The organism is Aliirhizobium cellulosilyticum (assembly GCF_014198105.1).
In the GTDB taxonomy this organism is placed as follows: domain Bacteria; phylum Pseudomonadota; class Alphaproteobacteria; order Rhizobiales; family Rhizobiaceae; genus Neorhizobium; species Neorhizobium cellulosilyticum.
Genome location: NZ_JACIGW010000003.1, coordinates 411,317 through 433,148, shown reverse-complemented (window position 1 = coordinate 433,148; position 21,832 = coordinate 411,317). Strand labels below are relative to the sequence as shown.

Sequence of the window (21,832 nt, the reverse complement as noted above, 5' to 3'; positions counted from 1 at the left end):
TTAATCCTTGTCAGCAGAGAATTAGATCGCCTGGTGCTGACTGTTTCCGGAGCAAAGGGAAGACCGTAGTCCGCGCTATAGTCGGCAATGTAGCCGCACGACTTCATATTTGGAGCACTTTGATGAAGATCACCAAGCTTACCACCTATATCGTCCCGCCGCGCTGGCTGTTTTTGAAGATCGAGACCGACGAAGGCATCGTCGGTTGGGGTGAGCCGGTGGTTGAGGGCAGAGCGCTGACGGTCGAGGCCGCCGTGCATGAGATGTCCGATTACCTGATCGGCAAGGACCCGTTTCTGATCGAGGATCACTGGACCGTTCTTTATCGCGGCGGGTTCTATCGGGGAGGGGCCGTTCACATGTCGGCGCTCGCCGGCATCGACCAGGCGCTCTGGGACATCAAGGGCAAGGCGTTGGGCCAGCCGGTCCATTCGCTTCTCGGTGGCCAGGTCAGGGATCGGATCAAAGTCTATTCCTGGATCGGCGGCGACCGCCCGTCGGATGTCGCCAACAATGCAAAGGACGTGGTTGCCCGCGGGTTCAAGGCTATCAAGCTTAACGGCTGCGAGGAAATGCAGATCGTCGATACCAATGAAAAGGTTGAAAAGGCGGTCGAGACGATCGCCATCATACGTGAAGCCGTCGGCCCGCATATTGGCATCGGCGTCGATTTCCACGGCCGTGTTCACAAGCCGATGGCCAAAGTTCTTGCCAAGGAACTCGAGCCCTACAAGCTGATGTTCATCGAGGAACCGGTGCTTTCCGAGAACCGCGAGACGCTGAAAGAGATCGCCAACCATTGCTCGACGCCGATCGCGCTCGGTGAACGGCTGTTCTCACGCTGGGACTTCAAGCAGGTTCTGTCGGACGGTTATGTCGACATCATCCAGCCGGATCTTTCGCATGCTGGCGGGATTACCGAATGCCGCAAGATTGCCGCCATGGCGGAGGCCTATGATGTGGCGCTGGCGCCCCATTGCCCGCTCGGCCCGATCGCGCTTGCCGCCTGCCTGCAGGTGGATGCCGTCTCCTATAACGCGTTCATTCAGGAACAGAGCCTCGGCATCCATTATAACCAGGGCAATGACATCCTCGACTATATCTCCAACAAGGAAGTCTTCCATTACGCCGATGGCTTTGTCAGCATTCCACAGGGGCCGGGCCTCGGTGTTGAAGTCGACGAAGCCTATGTGATTGAACGAGCCAAGGAAGGCCATCGTTGGCGGAATCCGATCTGGCGCCATGAGGATGGAAGCTTCGCCGAGTGGTAAGGTAGTTTCCTCAAGCAATACGCGTCCGGCTCGTTCAGGGCCGGGCGGTGTTTATCCGATGAAATCGGAAATCGTCGACGACCGCATATTCTGAAACACGCTGTCTCCGTAGTCGGGAAAGTCGTGCAGCACGCTTCCAAACTGAAGGCCCAAAACCCAGGCACCCAAGGCGAAAATCGAAAGGAGGATCGAGAACGACGGTCCAAAGTCCGTGAGCACGATGTGGCCTAAGCGTAGAAGGTCGCTTGCGTTGGGCATATCATCAAACCTCGGACATCAAGCTTGTGGTGAGAGAAAGAACGAGGGCGTAATGCCTGTCAGGGCTTCCGGTTCCGACGATGGCTCGGTTTTTTGATGAAATTGCGAAAACGTTTCCAATAGTACGGAGGATCAGTGTCCCGCGCCGGATGACTGGGGCTGCGATTGCCCCTCTCGGTCCGATAATGACATCAAGCCTTCATGACGCCACGGACCGCCCAGATAACTCCATAGATCGAGCCCGGTCATGCGGATGGATTTCGGTTCGAACCGGCTGGTCAGCTCGAAAAACAACTGGTCGGCTTTTGCCCGCGATACCTTGTTCTGGATCGTGATATGCGGGCGGAATTTCTGCAGATCCTGCGGGCCGGGCCAGGAGCCGAAGCGACGGACGAGTTCGGCTCGCAGCTCCTGCAGTTCGGGGCTTTCGATCTTGAATGCGACGCCTGCTCCCAGATGCTGAATGCCGCTGATGGTTGCGAGGAAATCTGTCCGCTCCAGCAGCGTTTCGGCCAAGATTTCCTTGACCGCTGCGAGCCGCTGGCCGGGGAGATGATGGAAGACGGTGACATGCGCCTTGAGGAAATTGCGGGCAGGCGGAAAATGCGCCTGCCGGAGACGATCGAAAGGCTCCATGTCATCAGCTTCGACATGAGCGGTTATGATCACCGGTGGCAGCGTCACCCGGCGATCATTCGAATTCGATGATCAGTTCGTCCACGGCAAGGCTTTGGCCTTGCTTGGCGGCAACGCGTTTGACAAGTCCTGCTCTTTCGGCCTTCAGAACGTTTTCCATCTTCATCGCCTCGACGGTTGCAAGCGTCTGGCCCGCCTCCACCTTGTCACCCGCGCTCACTGCGATCGAAGTGATGACGCCGGGCATCGGGCAAAGCAGCATTTTCGAGGTGTCCGGTGGCAGCTTGACCGGCATGAGCTTGGCAAGCTCGGCGATGCGCGGCGAGCGTACGCGCGCCAGAATGTCCATGCCGTGCCAGCGCAGCCGGATGGCCGATCCCACCAGATCGACCTTCACCATCAGGCTTTCACCGCCGACATGGAAATCGCCAAGACTTTGCCCCGGAAACCAGCCGGTCGCCGCTGAGATGTGATGGGCATCGCCGAAACGCACGAAGGCCCCATCGGCAGCCGTATCGAGTGTGACCGGGCTTTCGAATAAGGGCTTTACTCCGGCCGAAAGCGTCACGACCCAGTCCTTTGCCACCGCCCGGCGGCGTTTGGATAGGGTGCCGGAGATCCAGGTTGCGCGCTCTTCCAGAGCCTGGTTGACCAGTACCGCGACGGCCGCAAGCTTGTGCGCGTCGCCGACATCCGGCTCCACGCCGGAAAAGCCATCCGGAAATTCTTCCGCGATATAGGCGGTCGTCAGCTTGCCGGAGCGGAACCTTTCCTGCCCCATCACGGCAGACAGGAAGGGAAGGTTGTGGCCGATCCCTTCTATCTCGAACGCATCGAGAGCCGCGCCCATGGCGTCTATCGCGGCTGTCCGGTCCTCGGCCCAGCTGCAAAGCTTGGCGATCATCGGATCATAATACATCGATATCTCGCCGCCTTCGAAAACACCGGTATCGTTGCGGATAACGGCGCCGCTATCCTGTAGTCCTTCGACCGGCGGGCGGTAGCGGGAAAGCCGGCCGATAGACGGCAGAAAATTGCGGTAGGGGTCTTCGGCATAAAGCCGGCTTTCGATCGCCCATCCCCGGAGCAATACGCCTTTCTGCTTGAACGAAAGCTTTTCGCCGGCTGCGATGCGGATCATCTGCTCGACGAGGTCGATGCCGGTGACGAGTTCGGTCACCGGATGCTCCACCTGCAGGCGGGTGTTCATTTCGAGGAAATAGAAATTCCGGTTGCCGTCGACGATGAATTCCACCGTGCCGGCGGAGAAATAACCGACCGCCTTTGCAAGCGCTACCGCCTGTTCCCCCATGGCCTTGCGGGTCGCTTCATCGAGGAAAGGTGAGGGGGCTTCCTCTATGACCTTCTGGTTCCGGCGCTGGATGGAACATTCCCGTTCGCCGAGATACAGCGTGTTGTCATGCTGGTCGCCCAGAATCTGGATCTCGATATGGCGCGGCTGGTCGACGAATTTCTCGATGAAGATACGGTCGTCGCCGAACGAGCTTTTCGCCTCGTTACGGGAAGACTGGAAACCTTCGCGCGCTTCCGCATCGTTCCAGGCGATGCGCATGCCCTTGCCGCCGCCTCCTGCGGAGGCCTTGATCATAACCGGATAGCCGATCGAGGAAGAGATCTTCACCGCCTCCTCGGCGTCTTCGATCAGGCCCATATGCCCGGGCACGGTCGATACGCCTGCCTCTGAAGCGATCTTTTTGGAAGTGATCTTGTCGCCCATTGCCTCGATGGCCTTCACGGGCGGACCGATGAAGGTGACGCCGGCTTTTTCAAGTGCTGCGGCGAAAGCGGCGTTCTCAGACAGAAAACCATAACCCGGATGCACCGCATCCGCGCCGGTCCGGGCGATCGCATCAAGTATCTTGTCGATGACGATATAAGACTGGTTCGAAGGGGCGGGGCCGATATGCACCGCCTCATCGGCCATCGACACATGCAGGGCATTCGCATCGGCGTCCGAATAGACGGCGACTGTTGCGATGCCCATCTTCTGCGCTGTTCTGATAACCCGGCAGGCGATTTCGCCACGATTGGCGATGAGGATTTTCTTGAACATGGTTGCGGGCCTTCAGAGCGGTATCGTGTCGTGTTTTTTCCAATGCGTCGTTACCTGCTTGTTGCGCAGCGAGGCAAAGGCGCGGGCGATACGGCGACGGGACGAATGCGGCATGATCACCTCGTCGATGAACCCGCGCTCGGCGGCAACGAAGGGATTGGCGAAACGTTCCTCGTATTCCTTCGTGCGGGCCGCGATCTTGTCCGGGTCTGAAAGTTCGGAGCGATAGAGGATTTCGGTCGCGCCCTTGGCGCCCATTACCGCGATCTCGGCTGTCGGCCAGGCATAGTTGATATCGGCGCCGATATGTTTCGATGCCATCACGTCATAGGCGCCGCCATAGGCCTTGCGGGTGATCAGCGTCACCATCGGCACGGTCGCTTCCGAATAGGCAAACAGCAGTTTTGCGCCATGCTTGATGACACCGCCATATTCCTGCGCGGTGCCCGGCAGAAAACCGGGGACGTCGACCAGCGTCAGGATCGGAATGGAAAAGGCATCGCAGAAACGGACGAACCGCGCCGCCTTGCGCGATGAATCGATATCCAGGCAGCCGGCCAGAACCATCGGCTGGTTGGCAACGACGCCGACCGTCTGGCCTTCGATGCGCATGAAGCCGGTGACGATGTTTTTCGCGAAGGCCTGCTGGATCTCGAAGAAATCGCCTTCGTCGGCAAGTGCCGTTATCAGTTCCTTCATGTCATAGGGTTTGGCCGCGCTGTCCGGCACCAGCGTGTCGAGCCGCATTTCGACCCGTGATGGGTCGTCGTGAACCGGCCTGACCGGAACCCTGTCGCGATTGTTGAGCGGCAGGAAATCGAAAAGCCGGCGAACCGCTTCCAGCGCCTCGATATCGTTTTCAAATGCCGCGTCGGCGACCGATGACTTCTGCGTGTGGGTGGCTGCGCCTCCCAGTTCTTCCGCGGTCACGATCTCGTTTGTCACCGTTTTCACCACATCCGGGCCGGTGACGAACATGTAGGACGAATCCCGGACCATGAAGATGAAATCGGTCATGGCAGGCGAATAGACGGCGCCGCCGGCGCAGGGGCCCATGATCACGGAAATCTGCGGAATGACGCCGGATGCCTCGGCATTGCGGCGAAACACTTCGGCATAACCGGCAAGCGAGGCGACACCTTCCTGGATGCGCGCGCCGCCTGAATCGTTCAAGCCGATCACCGGTGCGCCGACCCGCACCGCCATATCCATGATCTTGCAGATCTTTTGCGCATGGGTTTCCGACAGCGAGCCGCCGAGTACGGTGAAATCCTGGGAAAAGACGTAGACCTGCCGGCCGTTGATCGTGCCCCACCCTGTGACTACGCCATCACCGGCGACTTTCTGGTCCGCCATGCCGAAATCGACGGCGCGATGGGTGACATACATGTCGAATTCTTCGAACGAACCCTCGTCGAGCAGCACCTCGATCCGTTCGCGGGCCGTCAGCTTGCCTTTGGCATGCTGGGCCTCGATCCGCCTGACGCCGCCGCCCAGCCTCGCCTCCGCGCGACGCTTTTCGACCTCGTTCAACATTGCCCGCATATTTCCTCCCAAAGAATGTGCGAATGCAGACACATATAAAGATAGCAAAACCGGAGCGAGGGAAAGGCCGGTTTCAGTCTTAAGACCATGAAGGAAAATGTGATGGCGACCGGAAAACATGGCGCAAGGCGACGGCAGGGCAGAGCGGGAGCCGGCTCGCGACAGCAATTTTGTCGATAATGTGGGCGTTAGACACAAATTATTGCGCATAGAGTTGGGTTGCTAAAACGGCACGGTTGATGCAACACCTGACAGTCTGTTTATTCTGCACTTGGGATTATAGCTGAATGCGCGCTCGTTACGGTTTCGTTGGCCTGTTTCTTCTAATGGCACCGTCGGCCTATGCCCTGGAGCTTGGCCCGCCACCGGTTCTTGCGCCGCAAAAGAGCCAGGCGGAGGCCGCAAATCTGAGCGCGCAATTCCTTGAGCGCTATGCCTACAAGCCGGTTCCGCTCGACGATGCCCTGTCTGCGAAAATCATGGATCGATATCTGAAGTCGCTCGATCCGGACCGGAGCTTTTTCCTGCAGGCCGATATCGACAAGTTCATGGTCAACAAGACCAGGATCGACGATGCCATCGTCAACGAAGACCTGAAGATCCCGTTTTCGATATTCAACGTCTATTCGCAGCGCGTTGTCGATCGCATGGCATATGCGCGGGACCTGCTCAAGCAGGGCTTCGATTTCAGCGCCAAGGAAGATTTTCCTCTGTCGCGTGAGGATGACCCATGGGCGCAATCGGAAGCACAGCTTCATGACCTGTGGCGCAAGAGTGTCAAGAACGACTGGCTGCGGCTGAAACTAGCCGGCCAGACAAGCGACACAATTCGCAATACGCTCGACAAGCGTTACGAGAACATCCAGCAGCGCGTCTACACCTACAAGAGTGATGACGTGTTCCAGTCCTTCATGGCTGCCTACACAACCTCCGTCGATCCGCATACCGACTATTTCGGTGCTGCCGCCTCGGCTGATTTCGACATTTCGATGAAGCTTTCGCTGGTCGGCATCGGGGCGGTTCTGCAGGAACGGGACGGCTACACGACCATTCGCGAACTCGTGCCCGGCGGTCCGGCCCAGCTATCCGAGCAGCTGGCGGTCGGAGATCGCATCATCGGCGTTGGCCAGGGCAAGGATGGCGCGGTCAAGGAAGTCGTCGGCATCCGCCTCGACGAAGTTGTCCAGCTTATCCGCGGCGAGAAGGACTCCGTCGTGCGGCTCGATATCCTTCCCGCCGAGACTGCCGCGAATGCAAGCCATCGGGTGATCAGCCTGGTGCGCGACAAGATCAGCCTTGAAAAACAGGCTGCGAAGAAAACCGTCCTGCCCATCGATGATCATGGTGTGCCCCGCAAGATCGGGGTCATTACCCTGCCGGCCTTCTACGAGGATTTCGATGCGCGCCGCAAAGGCGACAAGGATTACCGCAGCGCCAGCCGCGACGTCGCCAAGCTTCTCGGGGAGTTGAAGCAGGAAAAGGTCGATGGCGTCCTGATCGACTTGCGCGACAATGGCGGCGGTTCGCTGACCGAAGCGATCGACCTGACCGGTCTGTTCGTCGGCAAGGGTCCGGTCGTTCAGCAGCGCGATGCGGCGGGCAGGGTCGAGGTCGAAAGCGATGATCTTTCCAAGCCGGCCTGGGCTGGCCCGGTCGGCGTGCTGATCAATCGCGGCTCCGCGTCGGCATCAGAAATCTTTGCAGCGGCGATACAGGATTATGGTCGCGGCGTGATCATCGGCGAGCCCAGTTTCGGCAAGGGTACGGTTCAGACCGTCATCGATCTCGATCAGGCCGTTCGCAACAATACGCCGAAATACGGCCAGTTGAAGCTGACGATCGCGCAGTTTTTCAGGATAGACGGTGGCACGACCCAGCTTCGTGGTGTGACGCCTGACATTACTTTGCCGGGTCTCCTGGACTCGAAGATCGTTGGCGAATCGAGCTATGACAATGCGTTGCCGTGGGACAAGATCAAGCCGGCCAGATATACCGCATCAAACAAGACAACTTCGTTGCTGCCGCAACTCCTGAGCCGTCATGAAACCCGCGTGAAAGACGACAAGGATTTTCAGCGTTTCGTCGAAGACGCTGCGGAGTTGAAAGCGCAACGGGAAAAGCGCGTCATCTCCCTGAATGAGGCCGAGCGCCGAGAAGAGATGAAAGCCCTTGAAAGCCGCCTGAAGGCGCGTGCAGAAGGAGATGACGGTGTGCTGCGTGGCGAGGATGACGGGTTGCAGGCCAACGAGCGCAGCCTGAGCGCCGATCTTGCGCTTGAGAATGCCCGCAAGAACGCCAAGGACGTCTTGAGGACCGAGGCTGCTTCCATCGTTGCCGATCAGGCGGAATTGCTGGCTCCAGTGCGAAAGGCCGCCAATCAGCCGTAACCAAGCGCCGGCAGGAAAAACAGGCTCGCGGTCAGTTCTGGATCAGGTGCTGGATCCTGTTGATGATCTCGTCGAGGATGGCGATCCGTTGACCGCCGCTTGGGCGTATGGCGAAATAGGAAACCTCGATATTCGGTTCGAACGGGATGGAGATCACATCCGCCTCTGCGGACCTGAGGCTGGTGTGATCGACGATCCCCACTCCCATGCCGGCCGCGGCGAAGTAGCAGCAGTTCAGCATGGATGTTTCCATAGTGCTGACCGGCTGATGCTCCTCGCGGGAAAAGGCCCTCTCGAGTGAGAGGCGCAAAGGTGAATTCCGGCCCGGTATCAGCACCCGCTCATCGATGAGATCGGAGGGCGTAATGACGGAACGCCCGGCCAAACGATGGCCCGGCGCCATCGCGGCAACGGCATGCGTGCTGTGCAGACGAACGGCGTTTTTGTCGGCCATGCGCGGCGAAGCGAAGACCAGGCCGAGATCGTAGCGGTTCCGCTCGACCATGTCCCAGATGTAACGACTGTTCTCGACCTCGATAACCAGAGGAATATCCAGCCGCTCGCCGATCACGTCGACTATGGCCCGATGCAGATAGGGACGGACAAGTGATGTCACGCTGCCGATACGAAGAACGGTATTCTTGTGCAGGCGGATATCGTCGGCGGCCTGGGCAATCTGGTCGAGACCCAGATAAAGCCGCTCGACCTCCCGATAGAGCTGGGTCGCCTCGGAGGTCGGTATGAGGCGTGCGCCGATCCGCTCGAACAATGTAATCTGAACGACGTCCTCGAGATCGCGGATCAACCGGCTGACGGCGGGTTGCGTAACATTCAGGGCATCTGCCGCCGCGGTAATGCCCCCGGCCATCATCACGGCCCTGAAGGCCTCTACCTGACGTGGTTTCAATCGCATGCTGCTATCCTCTCCATAACATTTAGGCATGGATCGAGTACAAAATGCAATTTTTCTTTCTTGTAAGAAAGCTTTAACTCATCTCCACCCCGCAGGGAGAGTGCGGAGATTGGACAACCCGGAGGAGTCCTCACCATGAAGTTTTCTGTGTTCGCAGCCGCATTGGTAGCGTCTGTTTCCGCCATGCCGCTCGCAAGCCAGGCAAAGGACTTGACCGTCGGTCTTTCCGCCTCGACGACATCCATGGATCCGCAATTCTATGTCGTCGGCCCCAATAGCGCGATGGCGCGCAATATTTTCGACGGCCTCGTCAATCAGGACGACAAGCAGCAGATCCAGCCGGCGCTGGCAGTCTCCTGGCAGATCGTTGATGACACGACCTGGGAATTCAAACTGCGCGAAGGCGTGAAATTCCACGACGGCAGCGATTTCACCGCTGAAGACGTGGTCGCCAGCATCAAGCGCATTCCGCTTGCGTCCACCAACAGCCCGAGCTCGTTTGCCGCCTATGTGAAGGCGATCACCGAAGTCACGGCCGTCGATCCGCTGACGGTGCGCATCAAGACCTCCGGCCCGACGCCGCTGCTCTTGAACAACCTCAGCCGTATCGCCATCCTGCCGGCCGAGATGGAAAAGCTCACGACCGGTGAGATGAACACCGGCAAGGGCGTCATCGGCACCGGGCCGTTCAAGTTCGTCTCGTGGTCTCCGGATGATAACGTCGTCGTTGAGAAAAACGATGCCTATTGGGGTGAAAAGGCTCAGTGGGACAAGGTCACCTTCCGTGTCTTCAAAAACCCGAGCGCCCGTGTTGCCGCCATGCTTTCGGGCGATGTCGACATGATCGAAAACATCCCGACGGCCGATACCCGCCGCCTGGAAGCCTCCGACAAGATGAAGGTCGTCAACATTGCCGGCAACCGCATCATGTATCTGCATATGGACCAGAACCGCGAACAATCGCCGTTCGCCAAGGGTCCTGACGGCAAGAACCCGCTCTTGAACGCCGATGTGCGCCGTGCGCTTTCGCTGTCGATCAACCGCGAGGCGCTGGTCGATCGGATAATGGACGGGCAGGGCGTACCTGCCGGCCAGGTCGTGCCGGAGGGTTATTTCGGTTATGATCCGGCCATCAAGGTCGATGCCTATGATCCGAACAAGGCGAAGGAACTGCTTGCCAAGGCCGGTTACCCGGATGGTTTTGCGCTGACCTTCCATGCCTCCAACGACCGTTATCCGAACGACAGCAAGGTGGCACAGGCAATCGGCCAGTTCTTCAGCCGCGTCGGCGTTAAGACCGAAGTCGCCACCCTGCCAGGCAGCGTTTATTTCACCCGCGCCTCGAACCTCGAGTTCTCGTTCATCATGGGTGGTGCTGCCGTCGAAACCGGCGAAGCTTCGGGCGTTCTCGGGCCTATCCTTGAGACCTATGGCGAAAAGGCCGGCCAGGGCAATCGCGGTCGTTATTCCAACCCGGAATTCGACAAGGCGCTCAACGAAGCCCGTGCAACGCTGGACGATGCCAAGCGCGAGGACCTGCTGAAGAAGGCCACGGAAATCGCGATGACCGACCTCGGCGTCATCCCGGTCTTCTATCTCGCCAATACCTGGGCGGTGAAGAGCGACATAAACTATGCGGGTCGCTCCGACGGCTACACGCTTCCCTATTACGTGAAGCCGAACTGATCGAAAGAGGAGCGGTTCACAATGTCCTTCAGCGGTGTATTTCCCTATCTCGTCTCGCCGATCGACGAAGCCGGCAATGTGATGCGGAATCTGCTTGCAGATCTGGTGGACCATCTCATCGATGAAGGTGTCCATGGCCTCGCGCCGCTCGGCAGCACTGGTGAATTTGCCTATCTCTCCCAAGAGCAAAGGCGCCGCGTCGTCGACACGGTGATCTCGGCCAGCAGTGGCCGTGTCCCCGTTGTCGCCGGCGTGGCGTCGACATCAACAGCCGATGCCGTTGCCCAGACCGAATATATGGTGAACTCGGGCGCCGACGGGATTCTGGCCATCCTGGAAGCCTACTTCCCGATCAGCGACGAGGGCGTTGAAGCCTATTTCACCGCAATCGCCAAGGCGGCAAAAGGGCGCCCTGTGGTGCTCTACACCAATCCCCAGTTCCAGCGCTCCGACCTCTCTCTCCCGGTTATCGAGCGCCTGAGCCGTATCGACAATATCCGTTACATCAAGGACGCTTCCACCAATACCGGTCGTCTTCTCTCCATCATCGAGCGGACGCGTGGCCGGATGGAAGTGTTTGCAGCTTCCGCACACATTCCGACCTGCGTGATGATGATCGGCGGGGTTGGCTGGATGGCTGGACCGGCCTGTATCGCGCCCAGACAGAGCATTGAACTCTACGAAACCGCCAAGGCGGGTGATTGGGCGCGGGCAATGGAGCTGCAGCGGCCACTCTGGAAGCTGAACGAGGTTTTCGCGAAATATTCGATCGCCGCCTGCATCAAGACGGCGCTCGACCTGCAAGGATTTGCCGTTGGTGCGCCGATGCATCCGCAAATGCCGCTGAATGACGCGGCGCGCGAGGAAATCGCCGGCGTATTGCGCAGTATCGGCGCCCTTTGACGTTTCTGATTCCCACATTGAAGGCATTTTGTATGAAGCCGACTTCGATCATCGTCGATTGTGATCCCGGTATCGATGACACGATTGCGCTTTTGACCGCATTCGTTTCGCCGGAACTGAAGATCCTTGGCATAACTCCGGTCTGCGGCAACCAGCCGCTGGAGCGTACGGTGCGTAATGCGCTGCAGGTTTGCGAGCTCGGAAACCGCATTGATATCCCTGTCTATGCCGGTTGTTTCCGGCCGATGCTACGCGAGCCGATCCATGGACAGTTCCATGGCAAGACGGGCCTCGGCAACACGACGCTGCCGGAGCCGGTGAAGAAGGCGGAAGCGATGTCCGCCGTCGATTTTCTTATCGAAGCGCTCGGCAATGCTGCCGAAACCGGTGAGCGCATCACGCTCTGCTGCCTTGGACCGCTCACCAATGTTGCGGTGGCCCTACGGATGAAACCGCAATTGGCCGACGGTATCGAACGCATCGTCATGATGGGCGGTGCCTATCGCGAGCCGGGCAACCGCACGATGACCTCGGAATTCAACGTTCTCGCCGATCCACACGCCGCGCATATTGTATTTTCGAGCGGCATCCCGATCGTGGCGCTGGCGCTTGACGCGACCCATCAGGTGATGCTGAAGCCGGAGCATGTCGCCGAATTTTCGCGCGTCAGCGGCCGTATTTCCGAAACGCTGGCCGAACTCATGGCTTTCTGGGACCGCAACGATGTGCGCCGTTACGGCTCGCGCGGCGGCCCGCTTCATGACCCGCTGGTCATGGCCTACATCCTCGCGCCGCATTTGTTCGAGACGCAGAAGGCGCGCGTCTTCGTCGAATACGAAAGCGAGCTTTGCATGGGCCAGACGATTGCCGACTGGTATGGCAAGAGCGGGCTGGAGCCGAATGCAGATATCGTCACCAGGGTCGATGCGGAAGGCGTGATTGCCTTCTTCCTGGAGCGCCTGTCGCGCTACGCTGACGAAAAGGCTGTCGCATGAGCATCCACAAGGTCATCATCGATGCGGATCCGGGCGTGGACGATGCCGCCGCCATCCTGATGGCGCTTGCCTCGCCGGAAATCGAGGTTCTCGGCCTGTCGATCGTGGCCGGCAATGTTTCACTCGAACATACCGTTACCAATGCCTGCAAGCTGGTGGGCGTAAGCGGCCGCCGTGACGTACCGGTTTTTGCCGGCGCAAGTGGCCCGCTGGTGCGCGAACAGGTTTATGGCAAATACGCTCGCATCGGTTCGTTCGATGACAAGCTGGTCAAGGCGGGCGATGTCGTGCCGGCAGAAGAGAGTGCAATCCAGTTTATCGTGCGTTCGGCTCGCGCCGCCGTAACGGCGGGTGAGCAGATCACCATTTGCGCCATCGGACCGCTCACGAATGTCGCACTGGCGCTGATCCAGCATCCGGATGTCGCGCGCGGCATTCGCCAGATCGTATCGATGGGCGGTGCCTTCACGGCGCTTGGCCATCGCACGCCCTGGGCGGAGTTCAACATCTATGCCGATCCGCATGCGGCCGAGATCGTTTTCCAGTCTGGCGTGCCGATCGTGCTGATGCCCCTCGACATGACCTTTCAGGCTTTGTTTACGGCAGACCATTTCGAGCGGTTCCGCGCCGGCGGCGAGGCGGGTGCCGCACTCTACAATCTCTTCACCACTTTCGACCGCAGCGACGAAAAGCGCTTCGGTCGTCCGGGCGGCCCGATTCATGATGCGACGACGATCGCCTGGCTCATCCGTCCTGAACTGTTCACCAGCCGTGAGGCTTTTGTCGGCGTGCAGGTTACCGGCCTGACGATGGGGTATACCTATGCCGATTTCTACAACAAGATGAACCGGCCGTCCAATACCACTGTTGTTACCGATGTCGACGAGACCGGGTTTATCGAATTGCTGATCGAGCGAATTGTCCGCCATGGCGGCGAAGCGCCCGAGATCCGAACTACGGGAGGCTCACACGCATGAGCGGATATCTATTAAGCCGGTCCCTGCAGACCGTGCTCACACTTTTCGTCATGTCTGTTCTGGTGTTTGCCGGCCTCTTTCTCGTCGGCAACCCGGTCGACGTCCTCTTGAGCCCGACCGCGACACCGGCCGAACGTTTGCAGGTCATTCAGGCCTTCGGTCTCGATAAGTCGGTCTGGGAGCAGTACTGGATCTTTCTGACCAACGCTCTCTCCGGTGATCTCGGCAATTCATTCGTGTTCAACCAGCCGGCCCTGACGCTGATCCTGAACCGGATGCCGGCGACCTTGGAACTGGCTTTCGTGGCGCTCGCCATGGCGCTGGTCATCGGTATTCCGCTCGGCGTTTATGCCGGCTTGAAGCCCAAGGGATTTATCTCAAAATCGATCATGACCTTCTCGATCCTCGGCTTCAGCCTGCCGACCTTCTGGATCGGCCTCGTCATGATCATGTATTTCAGCGTCTATCTCGGCTGGCTGCCGTCATCGGGCCGTGGCGATACCGTCAATGTGTTTGGCGTGCCGCTGTCGATGTTCACATGGGATGGCCTGTCGCATCTGTTCCTGCCGGCCTTCAATCTGGCGCTTTTCAAGATCTCGCTGGTCATCCGTCTCACTCGCGCCGGCGTGATGGAAACCATGCAGCTAGATTTCGTCCGTTTCGCCCGCGCCAAGGGGCTGCCGGAACGCCGTATCGTCACCGTGCACGTGCTGAAGAATACACTCATCCCGCTGATCACCGTCATCGGTCTCGAACTCGGCTCGCTGATTGCTTTTGCTGTCGTCACCGAAACCATTTTTGCATGGCCGGGCATGGGCAAGCTGATCATCGACGCCATCGGTGTTCTCGATCGCCCCGTAATCCTCGCCTACCTGATGATCACCGTCGTGATGTTCAGCGTCATCAACCTTCTGGTCGACATTCTTTATTCGATCGTCGATCCCCGCGTCCGTCTTGAGGGGAACTCGTGATGACCGACAATACCTCGTCCTCCACCACTTCAGTTCATGCCACTGCAAACAGCGGTGCAAAATCCACTTCCCGTTCGCCCGCGCGCGAAATCATCTATGCCTTGCTGCATGACAAGCTTGCGCTACTCGGTATGGTGCTGGTGACCATCTTCATTCTTGCGGCAATCTTCGCGCCGCTGATTGCACCGCAGAACCCTTACGATCTCGCACAGCTCGACATCATGGATGGTCGCCTGCCGCCAGGTTCTGAGAGCATGTCGGGCACGACCTATTTGATCGGCACCGACACACAGGGGCGCGACCTGTTTAGCGCCATCCTTTATGGCCTGCGCACCAGTATCCTCGTCGGCCTTTCCAGCGCGGCGATCGCATTGGTCATAGGCGCTTCCATCGGCCTCGTCAGCGCCTATGTCGGTGGCCGGACCGACTCGATCCTGATGCGTATCGTCGACATCCAGCTCAGCTTCCCCGCCATCCTGATCGCGCTGATCTTCCTCGCCATCCTCGGTCAGGGCGTCGACAAGATCATTTTGGCGCTCGTCGTGACGCAGTGGGCCTATTACGCCCGCACGATCCGCGGTTCGGCACTGGTGGAGCGCAAGCGCGCCTATGTCGATGCCGCCCGCTCGATGGCGCTGCCGGACCGCAGCATCTTGTTTCGGCACATCCTGCCCAACTGCCTGCCGCCGCTGATCGTGGTCGCCACCATGCGCGTTGCCTATGCAATCATGCTGGAAGCGACACTCTCCTTCCTCGGTATCGGCCTGCCGGTCACCGAACCGTCGCTGGGTCTCCTGATCTCGAACGGTTTCGAATATCTGCTCTCCGGCGATTACTGGATCAGCCTCTTCCCGGGCATCGCCCTTCTGTTGCTCATCGTCGCGATCAATCTGATCGGTGACAGCCTGCGCGACATCCTCAATCCGCGTCGCGAGGGCTAAGATCATGACAAGTCCAATTCTCTCCATCTCCAACCTCAACACGGCTTTCCGCGTCGGCGGCGAGTGGCGCAATGTCGTCAAAGATGTGAGCTTCGACATCGCACCGAAGGAAACCGTTGCCGTCGTCGGCGAATCCGGTTCCGGCAAAAGCGTCACGGCCATGTCGGTCATGCGCCTGCTGTCGCCCGGAAACTCCCGCGTGACCGGCAAGATTGAATTCGAGGGCAAGGATCTTCTGTCCATCCCGCTCGAAGACATGCAGAAGATCCGCGGCAACCGTATCGGCATGATCTTTCAGGAACCAATGACCTCGCTCAACCCGGTCCTGAAGATCGGTGAGCAGATCACCGAAGTGCTGCGTCAGCATCGCGGCATGTCGGAAAGCCAAGCTCAGGCTGAAGCCGTACGGCTTCTCGAAAAGGTCCGGATTCCCTCGGCCAAGTCGCGCCTCAACGAATATCCGATGAACTTTTCGGGCGGCATGCGCCAGCGTGTCGTGATCGCGATCGCGCTTGCCTGCGATCCGAAGCTTCTGATCGCGGACGAGCCGACAACCGCGCTCGACGTCACCATCCAGGCGCAGATTCTTGAGCTGATCAAGACGCTGCAGGAAGAGGAGGGCATGTCGGTCCTCTTCATCACCCATGACATGGGCGTGGTCGCGGAAATCTCCGACCGCACCGTCGTCATGTATCGCGGCGAGCAGGTGGAGACCGGAACGACGCACGATCTCTTTGCCGGCGCAAAACATCCCTATACCCGTGCGCTTCTGTCGGCCGTGCCGCAGCTTGGCTCGATGACCGGCAAGGATCGTCCGCTGCGGTTCCCGCAGGTCGACATGCAGACCGGCGAGATCAAGCCGGTCAAGGCGACCGAGGACACCGTCAAGCGCGATCAGCCGCCGATCCTCAAGGTCGACAACCTGATCACCCGCTTTCCGGTCAAGCGGGGCTTCCTGCGCAAAACGATCGGCCGTATCCATGCCGTCGAAAGTGTTTCGCTGGAGCTTCGTCAGGGCGAAACCCTGTCGCTGGTCGGCGAATCCGGTTGCGGCAAGTCCACCACCGGCCGCTCGATCATTCGCCTCACCGATCCGGTGTCGGGCGAAGTACGGATCGATGGCAAGAACGTGCTGAAAGCCGGAAAAACGGAACTGACGGACATTCGCCGCGAAGCGCAGATGATCTTTCAGGATCCGTTCGAAAGCCTCAACCCGCGCATTCGTGTCGGGCAGGCGATCGCCGAGCCGATGATCACCCATGGTCTGGTGAGTGCATCGAATGCGCGTGACCGTGTCGGGGAACTCCTGGAACGCGTTGGTCTTGCCGCGTCGATGGCGGATCGTTTCCCGCACGAGTTTTCCGGCGGCCAGCGGCAGCGTGTCTGCATCGCCCGTGCGCTTGCTCTGGAACCCAAGCTGTTGATCGCCGACGAATCCGTTTCGGCGCTCGATGTGTCGGTCAAGGCGCAGGTCATCAACCTGATGCTGGACCTTCAGGAAAAGCTTGGGCTGGGTTACCTCTTCATCAGCCATGACATGGCGGTTGTCGAGCGCATCAGCCACCGCGTTGCGGTCATGTATCTCGGTGAAATCGTCGAAATCGGCCCGCGTCAGGCCGTGTTCGAAAACCCGCAGCACGATTATACCAAGCGCCTGATGGCGGCGGTTCCGATCGCCGATCCGTCACGTCGCCAGACGCGCCGCATCTCCAATGACGAGATCAAGAGCCCGTTCCGCGCCGCCGATTACGTTCCGCCCAAACGCACCTATGAAGAAGCCGGCGAAGGCCACTTCGTTCAGGTCGCTTGAAGGAAGACATGTTATGATCATCACCTTCGGCTCCATCAACGTCGACTTCGTCTACGAGGTCGAGGAGATGCCGCAACCGGGGCAGACCCTGCTTGCCAAGGGTTTTCGCACGGAAGCCGGCGGCAAGGGAGCTAATCAGGCGCTCGCGGCGGCACGGGATGGCGCCGAAGTGGTGATGGTCGGTGCGGTCGGCAATGACAGCCTTGCCGAAATCGGTCTGCAGAACCTTGCCACTGCGGCGGATATCAGCCGTGTCGCCCGTGTGGATGAGCCGACAGGCAACGCCTCTATCCATATCGATGCCAGAGGCCGCAACATGATCGTGGTCGCCTCCGGCGCCAATCTTTCCGCCTCTTCGGATGCCGTGGAAGAGGACCTGTTGCAGCGAGCAAATGTCGTGCTGATGCAGATGGAAAACGATGTGGCGGAAGTGGAAAAGCTCATCCACCGCGCAAGTGCCTCGAAGGCCCTGTCGATCCTCAACCTCGCTCCGGCCTTCCCTCTGTCCGAAAAGATACTGTCGCTCTGCGGCCTTGTCGTCGTCAACGAAGATGAGGCCGAGGCGCTGGCCGGTTGGCTAGGCTGCGGAGCATCCGCCGCAGCGCTCTCGATCCGCCTTGGCACCGGCGTTCTGCGAACTCTGGGTGGAGACGGTGCGGAAGCCTGTGTCGATGGAGATGAAATCCGGGTCACGGCTCTGCCGATCGATGTAAAGGACACGACAGCGGCCGGCGACTGCTTTGTCGGCGTGCTTGCTTCAGCACTCGATCGCGGCCTGCCGCTCAAGGCGGCCATGGAACGCGCTTCGGTCGCGGCCGGTATAGCCTGCTCGCGACGCGGCAGCCAAAGCAGCATTCCTGCAGCCGGGGAAACCGACAGGCATCCCGGATTGCTCGCATTGACGTAAATGCAATCGCCTCAGAGCAACCGCGCTTTCGGGCGAACGAATGTCTTTCGCCCGCGCTTCCATCCCGCAAGGGTGGGGGCTGAGGAACGGACGATCTCGGATGGATTTGCGGCATCGAGAGTGACGATATCTGCCGGTTGGCCGACCGCCAGATCATGTCGAAAGCCGGTAACTGCTGCTGCTTTCGCTCCCACCATGTCGAAGACAAGCTCGATGTCGGCGTCACGTGATAGCTGCATGACGTTGGCATAGAGATTGGCCATGCGCGCCAGCGACGCGTCACCGAACGGGGTGAACGGGTTCAGTACATTATTGGTCGCGATTGCCGTTTTAACGCCCAAAGCCGCAAGGGCGTTGGCAGGTGCGATACCGCGCGGAACATTCGAGCCATATTGCCGCCCCATGAGAAAAAGGTCGGTTGCAGGCAGAACAGTGAGCGCGATACCCGCCTCGGCAATCTTCTTTCCAACCGTGGAAAGCGCAGCGGGATCGAGCGCTGACAGATTGGTGACATGCCCTATCGTCACGCGACCGGCATAACCATTCTTCCGCGTCGCCTCGATCACCCCCGGCAGATCGGTTTTTGCCGGGTCGAGGCTGAAATCGAGATGAAAATCGACATCGACATCATGTTTGCGCGCAAGTGCGAAAATTCTGCGGACATGTTCTGTGGCATCGGTATCAGTATAGGGGCAGCCGCCGATCAGGTCGGCGCCCGAGCGAAGCGCCTCGTCGAGCATGGCTTCCGTTTCCGGCTCGTGCGTCAGCCCCTCCTGCGCGAAGGCGCAGATCTGGATATCGATTGCAAAGGCGTAATCCTCGCGCACCCGCCTGATCGCCTCGAAGGAGCGCATTCCGGCGCGAGGGTCGATTTCAACGAATGTCCGCATGCGGTTGGTGCCATGCATGATGGCCTTTTCGACCAGCGCCGAGGCCCGCTTGTAGACGTCGTCTTCGGAGAACCCGGCCTTTGCCTTCGCCGTCTCGCGCACAGCCTCTTCGAGCGTACCCGCGCAGATCGAGCAGCGCTCCATGATACAGGCCTTGTCGAGATGGATATGGCTGTCGACGAAGCCGGGAAAGGCAAATGCCCCTTCGAGATCCTCTTCCTCGACCGCCTCACAGGAGATCCGGCTTCCTATTTCGGCAATCAGGCCGTCCCTAATGGCGATATCGACCAGGCCCGGATGTCGGGCGATCAAGGCATTACGGAGAACGAGATCGACTTTCATCTGAAACCTATATTCCGACAGCGCAGCCATCGCTGCGCGGGTCATGCGCTCCGTCCATCCAGCCGTCGCCGTCCAATCGAATGACGCCGGCCTGACCGGAAAGGGCATTCAGCGCCGAGATCGGAATGACCTCGTGCCCGCGACCCGCAAGCTCGGCCAGAACATCATCGCCGACGGCATCCTCGATCTTGAGGTTGTTGCGGGTGTCGGAGAAGGTTCTGCCCAAAAGGAAACGGGGCGCCGAAAGGGCGGATAGTGGGTCAAAGCCGTGGTCTATAAGACGGCTGAGGAGAACGGTCAGCGTCTGCGGCTGGCCGTCTGCGCCCTGGGTACCGTAGAGAAGATGCGGCATCCCGTTCTTCAGGCCGAGGCCGGGATTGAGCGTGTAAAAGGGCCGCTTGCCGGGCGCCAGCACGTTCGGGCTTTTCGGATCGGTGCTGAACGCCGCTCCGCGGTTCTGCCAGAGAATGCCGGTATCCGGCAGCAATACGCCACTGCCCCAGTCATAATAGGTGCTCTGCAGCACGCTTGCCGATCGGCCTTCGGAGTCGACCGCTGCGAGATAAACCGTGTCGCCGGTCTGGAAACGGTGAGGCCAGGGCAGGGCGGATTTGCGATCGATCGCCGCCGCCTTGGCCGCAAGATAATCGCCCGCCAGCCATTCTGCGCAACGTTGCGCGGCGAAATCCGGATCGGCGATCTGCCCCCGGTCGTGAAACGCCTGTTTTACCGCCTCTACGCAGAGATGGTAGAAATCGGCGGAGGTCGGATCGACATTCCGCATCGAGAAATTCGACAATATGCCCATGATGGCGAGCGTCGAAATACCCTGCGAGGGGGGCGGCGGGGCCAGAAGCTCGATATCGCGATAGGTGAGCGACACCGGCTCGGCAAGGGTGGCCACGGTCTTTGCCAGATCGTCCGCCCGGATCGGGCTGCCGGCTGCCTCCAGCGCCCTGGCGATGCGGCTAGCGAGTTCGCCCTCGTAGAATTCGCGATGCCCATGCAGAGCGATCGCTTTCAGCACTTCGGCAAGCTGCGGTTGACGTTGATGTCCTTCCGTGACGAAAGCATTTGCGATCCCCGGCCAGCTTTCGATCTCAGCGCTTCGAAAGGCATGCCAATGCTGTTGCGAACTGCTGACCGGAAACCCTTCTTCCGCCAGTTCGATCGCATCGCCGAGCAGCGACGCAAGACTTTCCTTGCCCTGCCAGTTTTCCTGCGAAAAATTGAGTGCCTGGCCCCAGCTGTCGACGACTGCTGCCGTGGTCAGCGCCGAAAGCGGACCGCGGGCAGGGATGGTTTCGAACTTCGGTAGGTCATTTGCAGCCTGGCCGATCCCCATGATCGCCTTGCGCCGGCCGGCGCGGTCGGCGATGATCCATATCGCATCGCCGCCCAGCCCGCAAAAATGCGGATAAAGCACTGTCAGCGCAGCACCTGCAGCGATCACCGCCTCGATCGCTGTGCCACCGCGGCGCAGGACCTTGGCTCCGGCTTCGCTGGCGAGATGATGCGGGCTCGTCACCATGCCGCGCCTGGACCGCGCAGTGGTCTTTTCCTGCTGGCTCATGTCAATCGGACGCCGACATGTAGCGGCTGAGAATTTCGGTGATGTCGGGGCCGTCATCCTTGTCATCCGTCTTGGCGCGGTCTTCGACTGCATGCAAATGGTGGTCCATGATCCGGCAAGCCGTCTGCGGATCCTGCTCCTTGAGCGCCTCGATCAACTGCACATGTTCGTCGATCCCGCATTCGGCGGAATGCGGTCTTCCGAAACGCGCGAGGATCAGCGACGAGCGCGAGACGACCTGGCTGATGAAGTCTATCAACAGTTTCGATCCGGTGAGTTCGGCAAGCAGGATATGAAATTCGCCGGCAAGCCGGATGGAGCGCGGCGAAGATGCCTGAAGCGCCCTTTCTTCTTCCCGAACATGGCTGATCAGCGCGTCGATGCCATCGCGCGGCATGCGCTTGCACAGCCTTTCGATCACTTCACGCTCCAGGCAACGTCTCAGAGCAAAAACCTCTTCCGCTTCTTCCAGCGTCGGCATGGCGACGGCTGCGCCGCGGTTCGGCTTGATCTCGACAAGGCCGTCGGAAGCCAGCCTTAGCAACGCATTACGGGCACTCGTGCGGCTGACGCCGAATGTATCGCCGATGGAATCTTCCGGTAGTTTCGTACCGGGCTTCAGGGCCTGCTCGAGAATTGCGCGGCGCAGCGAGGCGTAGATCGCATCACTTCTGCTGAGGTTCGTGGACATTGCTGTCGCTCTTTCGAATGAATGCAGTTTCATCAGCATATCGCATAAAAATCGTACGTCAT

General features: G+C 59.5%; 17 protein-coding genes. 10 read left to right on the top strand and 7 right to left on the bottom strand.

The window, feature by feature from the left end:
• Positions 1 to 122: 122 nt before the first annotated feature.
• Positions 123 to 1,271: a galactonate dehydratase gene (gene dgoD / locus GGE33_RS16415; protein WP_183825092.1), complete on the top strand. Its 1,149-nt coding sequence runs from the start codon at positions 123 to 125 to the stop codon at positions 1,269 to 1,271.
• A gap of 390 nt (positions 1,272 to 1,661) precedes the next feature.
• Here the strand turns inward: dgoD and GGE33_RS16410 are convergent, their stop codons facing one another.
• From GGE33_RS16410 to GGE33_RS16400, 3 genes are read right to left on the bottom strand one after another with little or no spacing between them, the layout of a single operon-like run.
• Positions 1,662 to 2,213, bottom strand: a complete 552-nt coding sequence (locus tag GGE33_RS16410) for a 2'-5' RNA ligase family protein (protein WP_343062483.1) — start codon at positions 2,211 to 2,213, stop codon at positions 1,662 to 1,664.
• A gap of 7 nt (positions 2,214 to 2,220) precedes the next feature.
• On the bottom strand, positions 2,221 to 4,239 hold the full coding sequence (locus GGE33_RS16405; RefSeq protein ID WP_183825089.1) for an acetyl-CoA carboxylase biotin carboxylase subunit: 2,019 nt from the start codon (positions 4,237 to 4,239) through the stop codon (positions 2,221 to 2,223).
• Positions 4,240 to 4,251: 12 nt separating this feature from the next.
• Positions 4,252 to 5,775 carry an acyl-CoA carboxylase subunit beta gene (locus tag GGE33_RS16400; protein ID WP_394353651.1) on the bottom strand — a complete coding sequence of 508 codons (1,524 nt, stop codon included), beginning with the start codon at positions 5,773 to 5,775 and terminating at the stop codon, positions 4,252 to 4,254.
• A gap of 296 nt (positions 5,776 to 6,071) precedes the next feature.
• Here GGE33_RS16400 and GGE33_RS16395 point away from each other — a divergent pair, with 296 nt between their 5' ends.
• Positions 6,072 to 8,171 (top strand): carboxy terminal-processing peptidase, encoded by a 2,100-nt coding sequence (locus tag GGE33_RS16395; protein ID WP_183825084.1) that lies wholly within the window; start codon positions 6,072 to 6,074, stop codon positions 8,169 to 8,171.
• A gap of 31 nt (positions 8,172 to 8,202) precedes the next feature.
• On the opposite strand, the gene GGE33_RS16390 is transcribed toward GGE33_RS16395, so the two are convergent.
• Positions 8,203 to 9,084, bottom strand: a complete 882-nt coding sequence (locus tag GGE33_RS16390; RefSeq protein WP_183825081.1) for a LysR family transcriptional regulator — start codon at positions 9,082 to 9,084, stop codon at positions 8,203 to 8,205.
• A gap of 135 nt (positions 9,085 to 9,219) precedes the next feature.
• On the opposite strand from GGE33_RS16390, the gene GGE33_RS16385 reads away from it, so the two are divergent.
• The 8 genes from GGE33_RS16385 to GGE33_RS16350 are packed head-to-tail and all read left to right on the top strand — an operon-like array spanning position 9,220 to position 18,274.
• Complete coding sequence (locus GGE33_RS16385; protein WP_183825078.1) at positions 9,220 to 10,770, top strand: ABC transporter substrate-binding protein; 1,551 nt, start codon at positions 9,220 to 9,222, stop codon at positions 10,768 to 10,770.
• Positions 10,771 to 10,791: 21 nt separating this feature from the next.
• Positions 10,792 to 11,673 (top strand): dihydrodipicolinate synthase family protein, encoded by an 882-nt coding sequence (locus GGE33_RS16380; RefSeq protein ID WP_148144609.1) that lies wholly within the window; start codon positions 10,792 to 10,794, stop codon positions 11,671 to 11,673.
• Positions 11,674 to 11,705: 32 nt separating this feature from the next.
• Positions 11,706 to 12,668 carry a nucleoside hydrolase gene (locus GGE33_RS16375; RefSeq protein WP_183825075.1) on the top strand — a complete coding sequence of 321 codons (963 nt, stop codon included), beginning with the start codon at positions 11,706 to 11,708 and terminating at the stop codon, positions 12,666 to 12,668.
• Positions 12,665 to 13,645 carry a nucleoside hydrolase gene (locus tag GGE33_RS16370; protein ID WP_183825072.1) on the top strand — a complete coding sequence of 327 codons (981 nt, stop codon included), beginning with the start codon at positions 12,665 to 12,667 and terminating at the stop codon, positions 13,643 to 13,645. The genes GGE33_RS16375 and GGE33_RS16370 overlap by 4 nt, the downstream gene beginning before the upstream one ends.
• A complete protein-coding gene (locus tag GGE33_RS16365) occupies positions 13,642 to 14,616 on the top strand; it encodes an ABC transporter permease (protein WP_148144612.1) in 975 nt (324 codons plus the stop codon). Before GGE33_RS16370 ends, GGE33_RS16365 begins: the two co-directional genes overlap by 4 nt.
• Complete coding sequence (locus GGE33_RS16360) at positions 14,616 to 15,557, top strand: ABC transporter permease (protein WP_183825069.1); 942 nt, start codon at positions 14,616 to 14,618, stop codon at positions 15,555 to 15,557. Before GGE33_RS16365 ends, GGE33_RS16360 begins: the two co-directional genes overlap by 1 nt.
• Before the next feature lie 4 nt (positions 15,558 to 15,561).
• A complete protein-coding gene (locus tag GGE33_RS16355) occupies positions 15,562 to 17,367 on the top strand; it encodes an ABC transporter ATP-binding protein (RefSeq protein ID WP_183825066.1) in 1,806 nt (601 codons plus the stop codon).
• A gap of 13 nt (positions 17,368 to 17,380) precedes the next feature.
• On the top strand, positions 17,381 to 18,274 hold the full coding sequence (locus GGE33_RS16350; RefSeq protein ID WP_183825063.1) for a ribokinase: 894 nt from the start codon (positions 17,381 to 17,383) through the stop codon (positions 18,272 to 18,274).
• Between the two features lie 11 nt (positions 18,275 to 18,285).
• Here GGE33_RS16350 and GGE33_RS16345 read toward each other — a convergent pair whose 3' ends face one another.
• From GGE33_RS16345 to GGE33_RS16335, 3 genes are read right to left on the bottom strand one after another with little or no spacing between them, the layout of a single operon-like run.
• Positions 18,286 to 19,506, bottom strand: a complete 1,221-nt coding sequence (locus GGE33_RS16345) for an amidohydrolase family protein (protein ID WP_183825637.1) — start codon at positions 19,504 to 19,506, stop codon at positions 18,286 to 18,288.
• Between the two features lie 7 nt (positions 19,507 to 19,513).
• Positions 19,514 to 21,079, bottom strand: coding sequence for a gamma-glutamyltransferase family protein (locus GGE33_RS16340; protein ID WP_246436156.1), 1,566 nt, complete (start codon positions 21,077 to 21,079; stop codon positions 19,514 to 19,516).
• 1 nt (position 21,080) lies between these two features.
• Positions 21,081 to 21,770, bottom strand: coding sequence for a GntR family transcriptional regulator (locus tag GGE33_RS16335; RefSeq protein WP_183825060.1), 690 nt, complete (start codon positions 21,768 to 21,770; stop codon positions 21,081 to 21,083).
• Between the last annotated feature and the right edge of the window lie 62 nt (positions 21,771 to 21,832).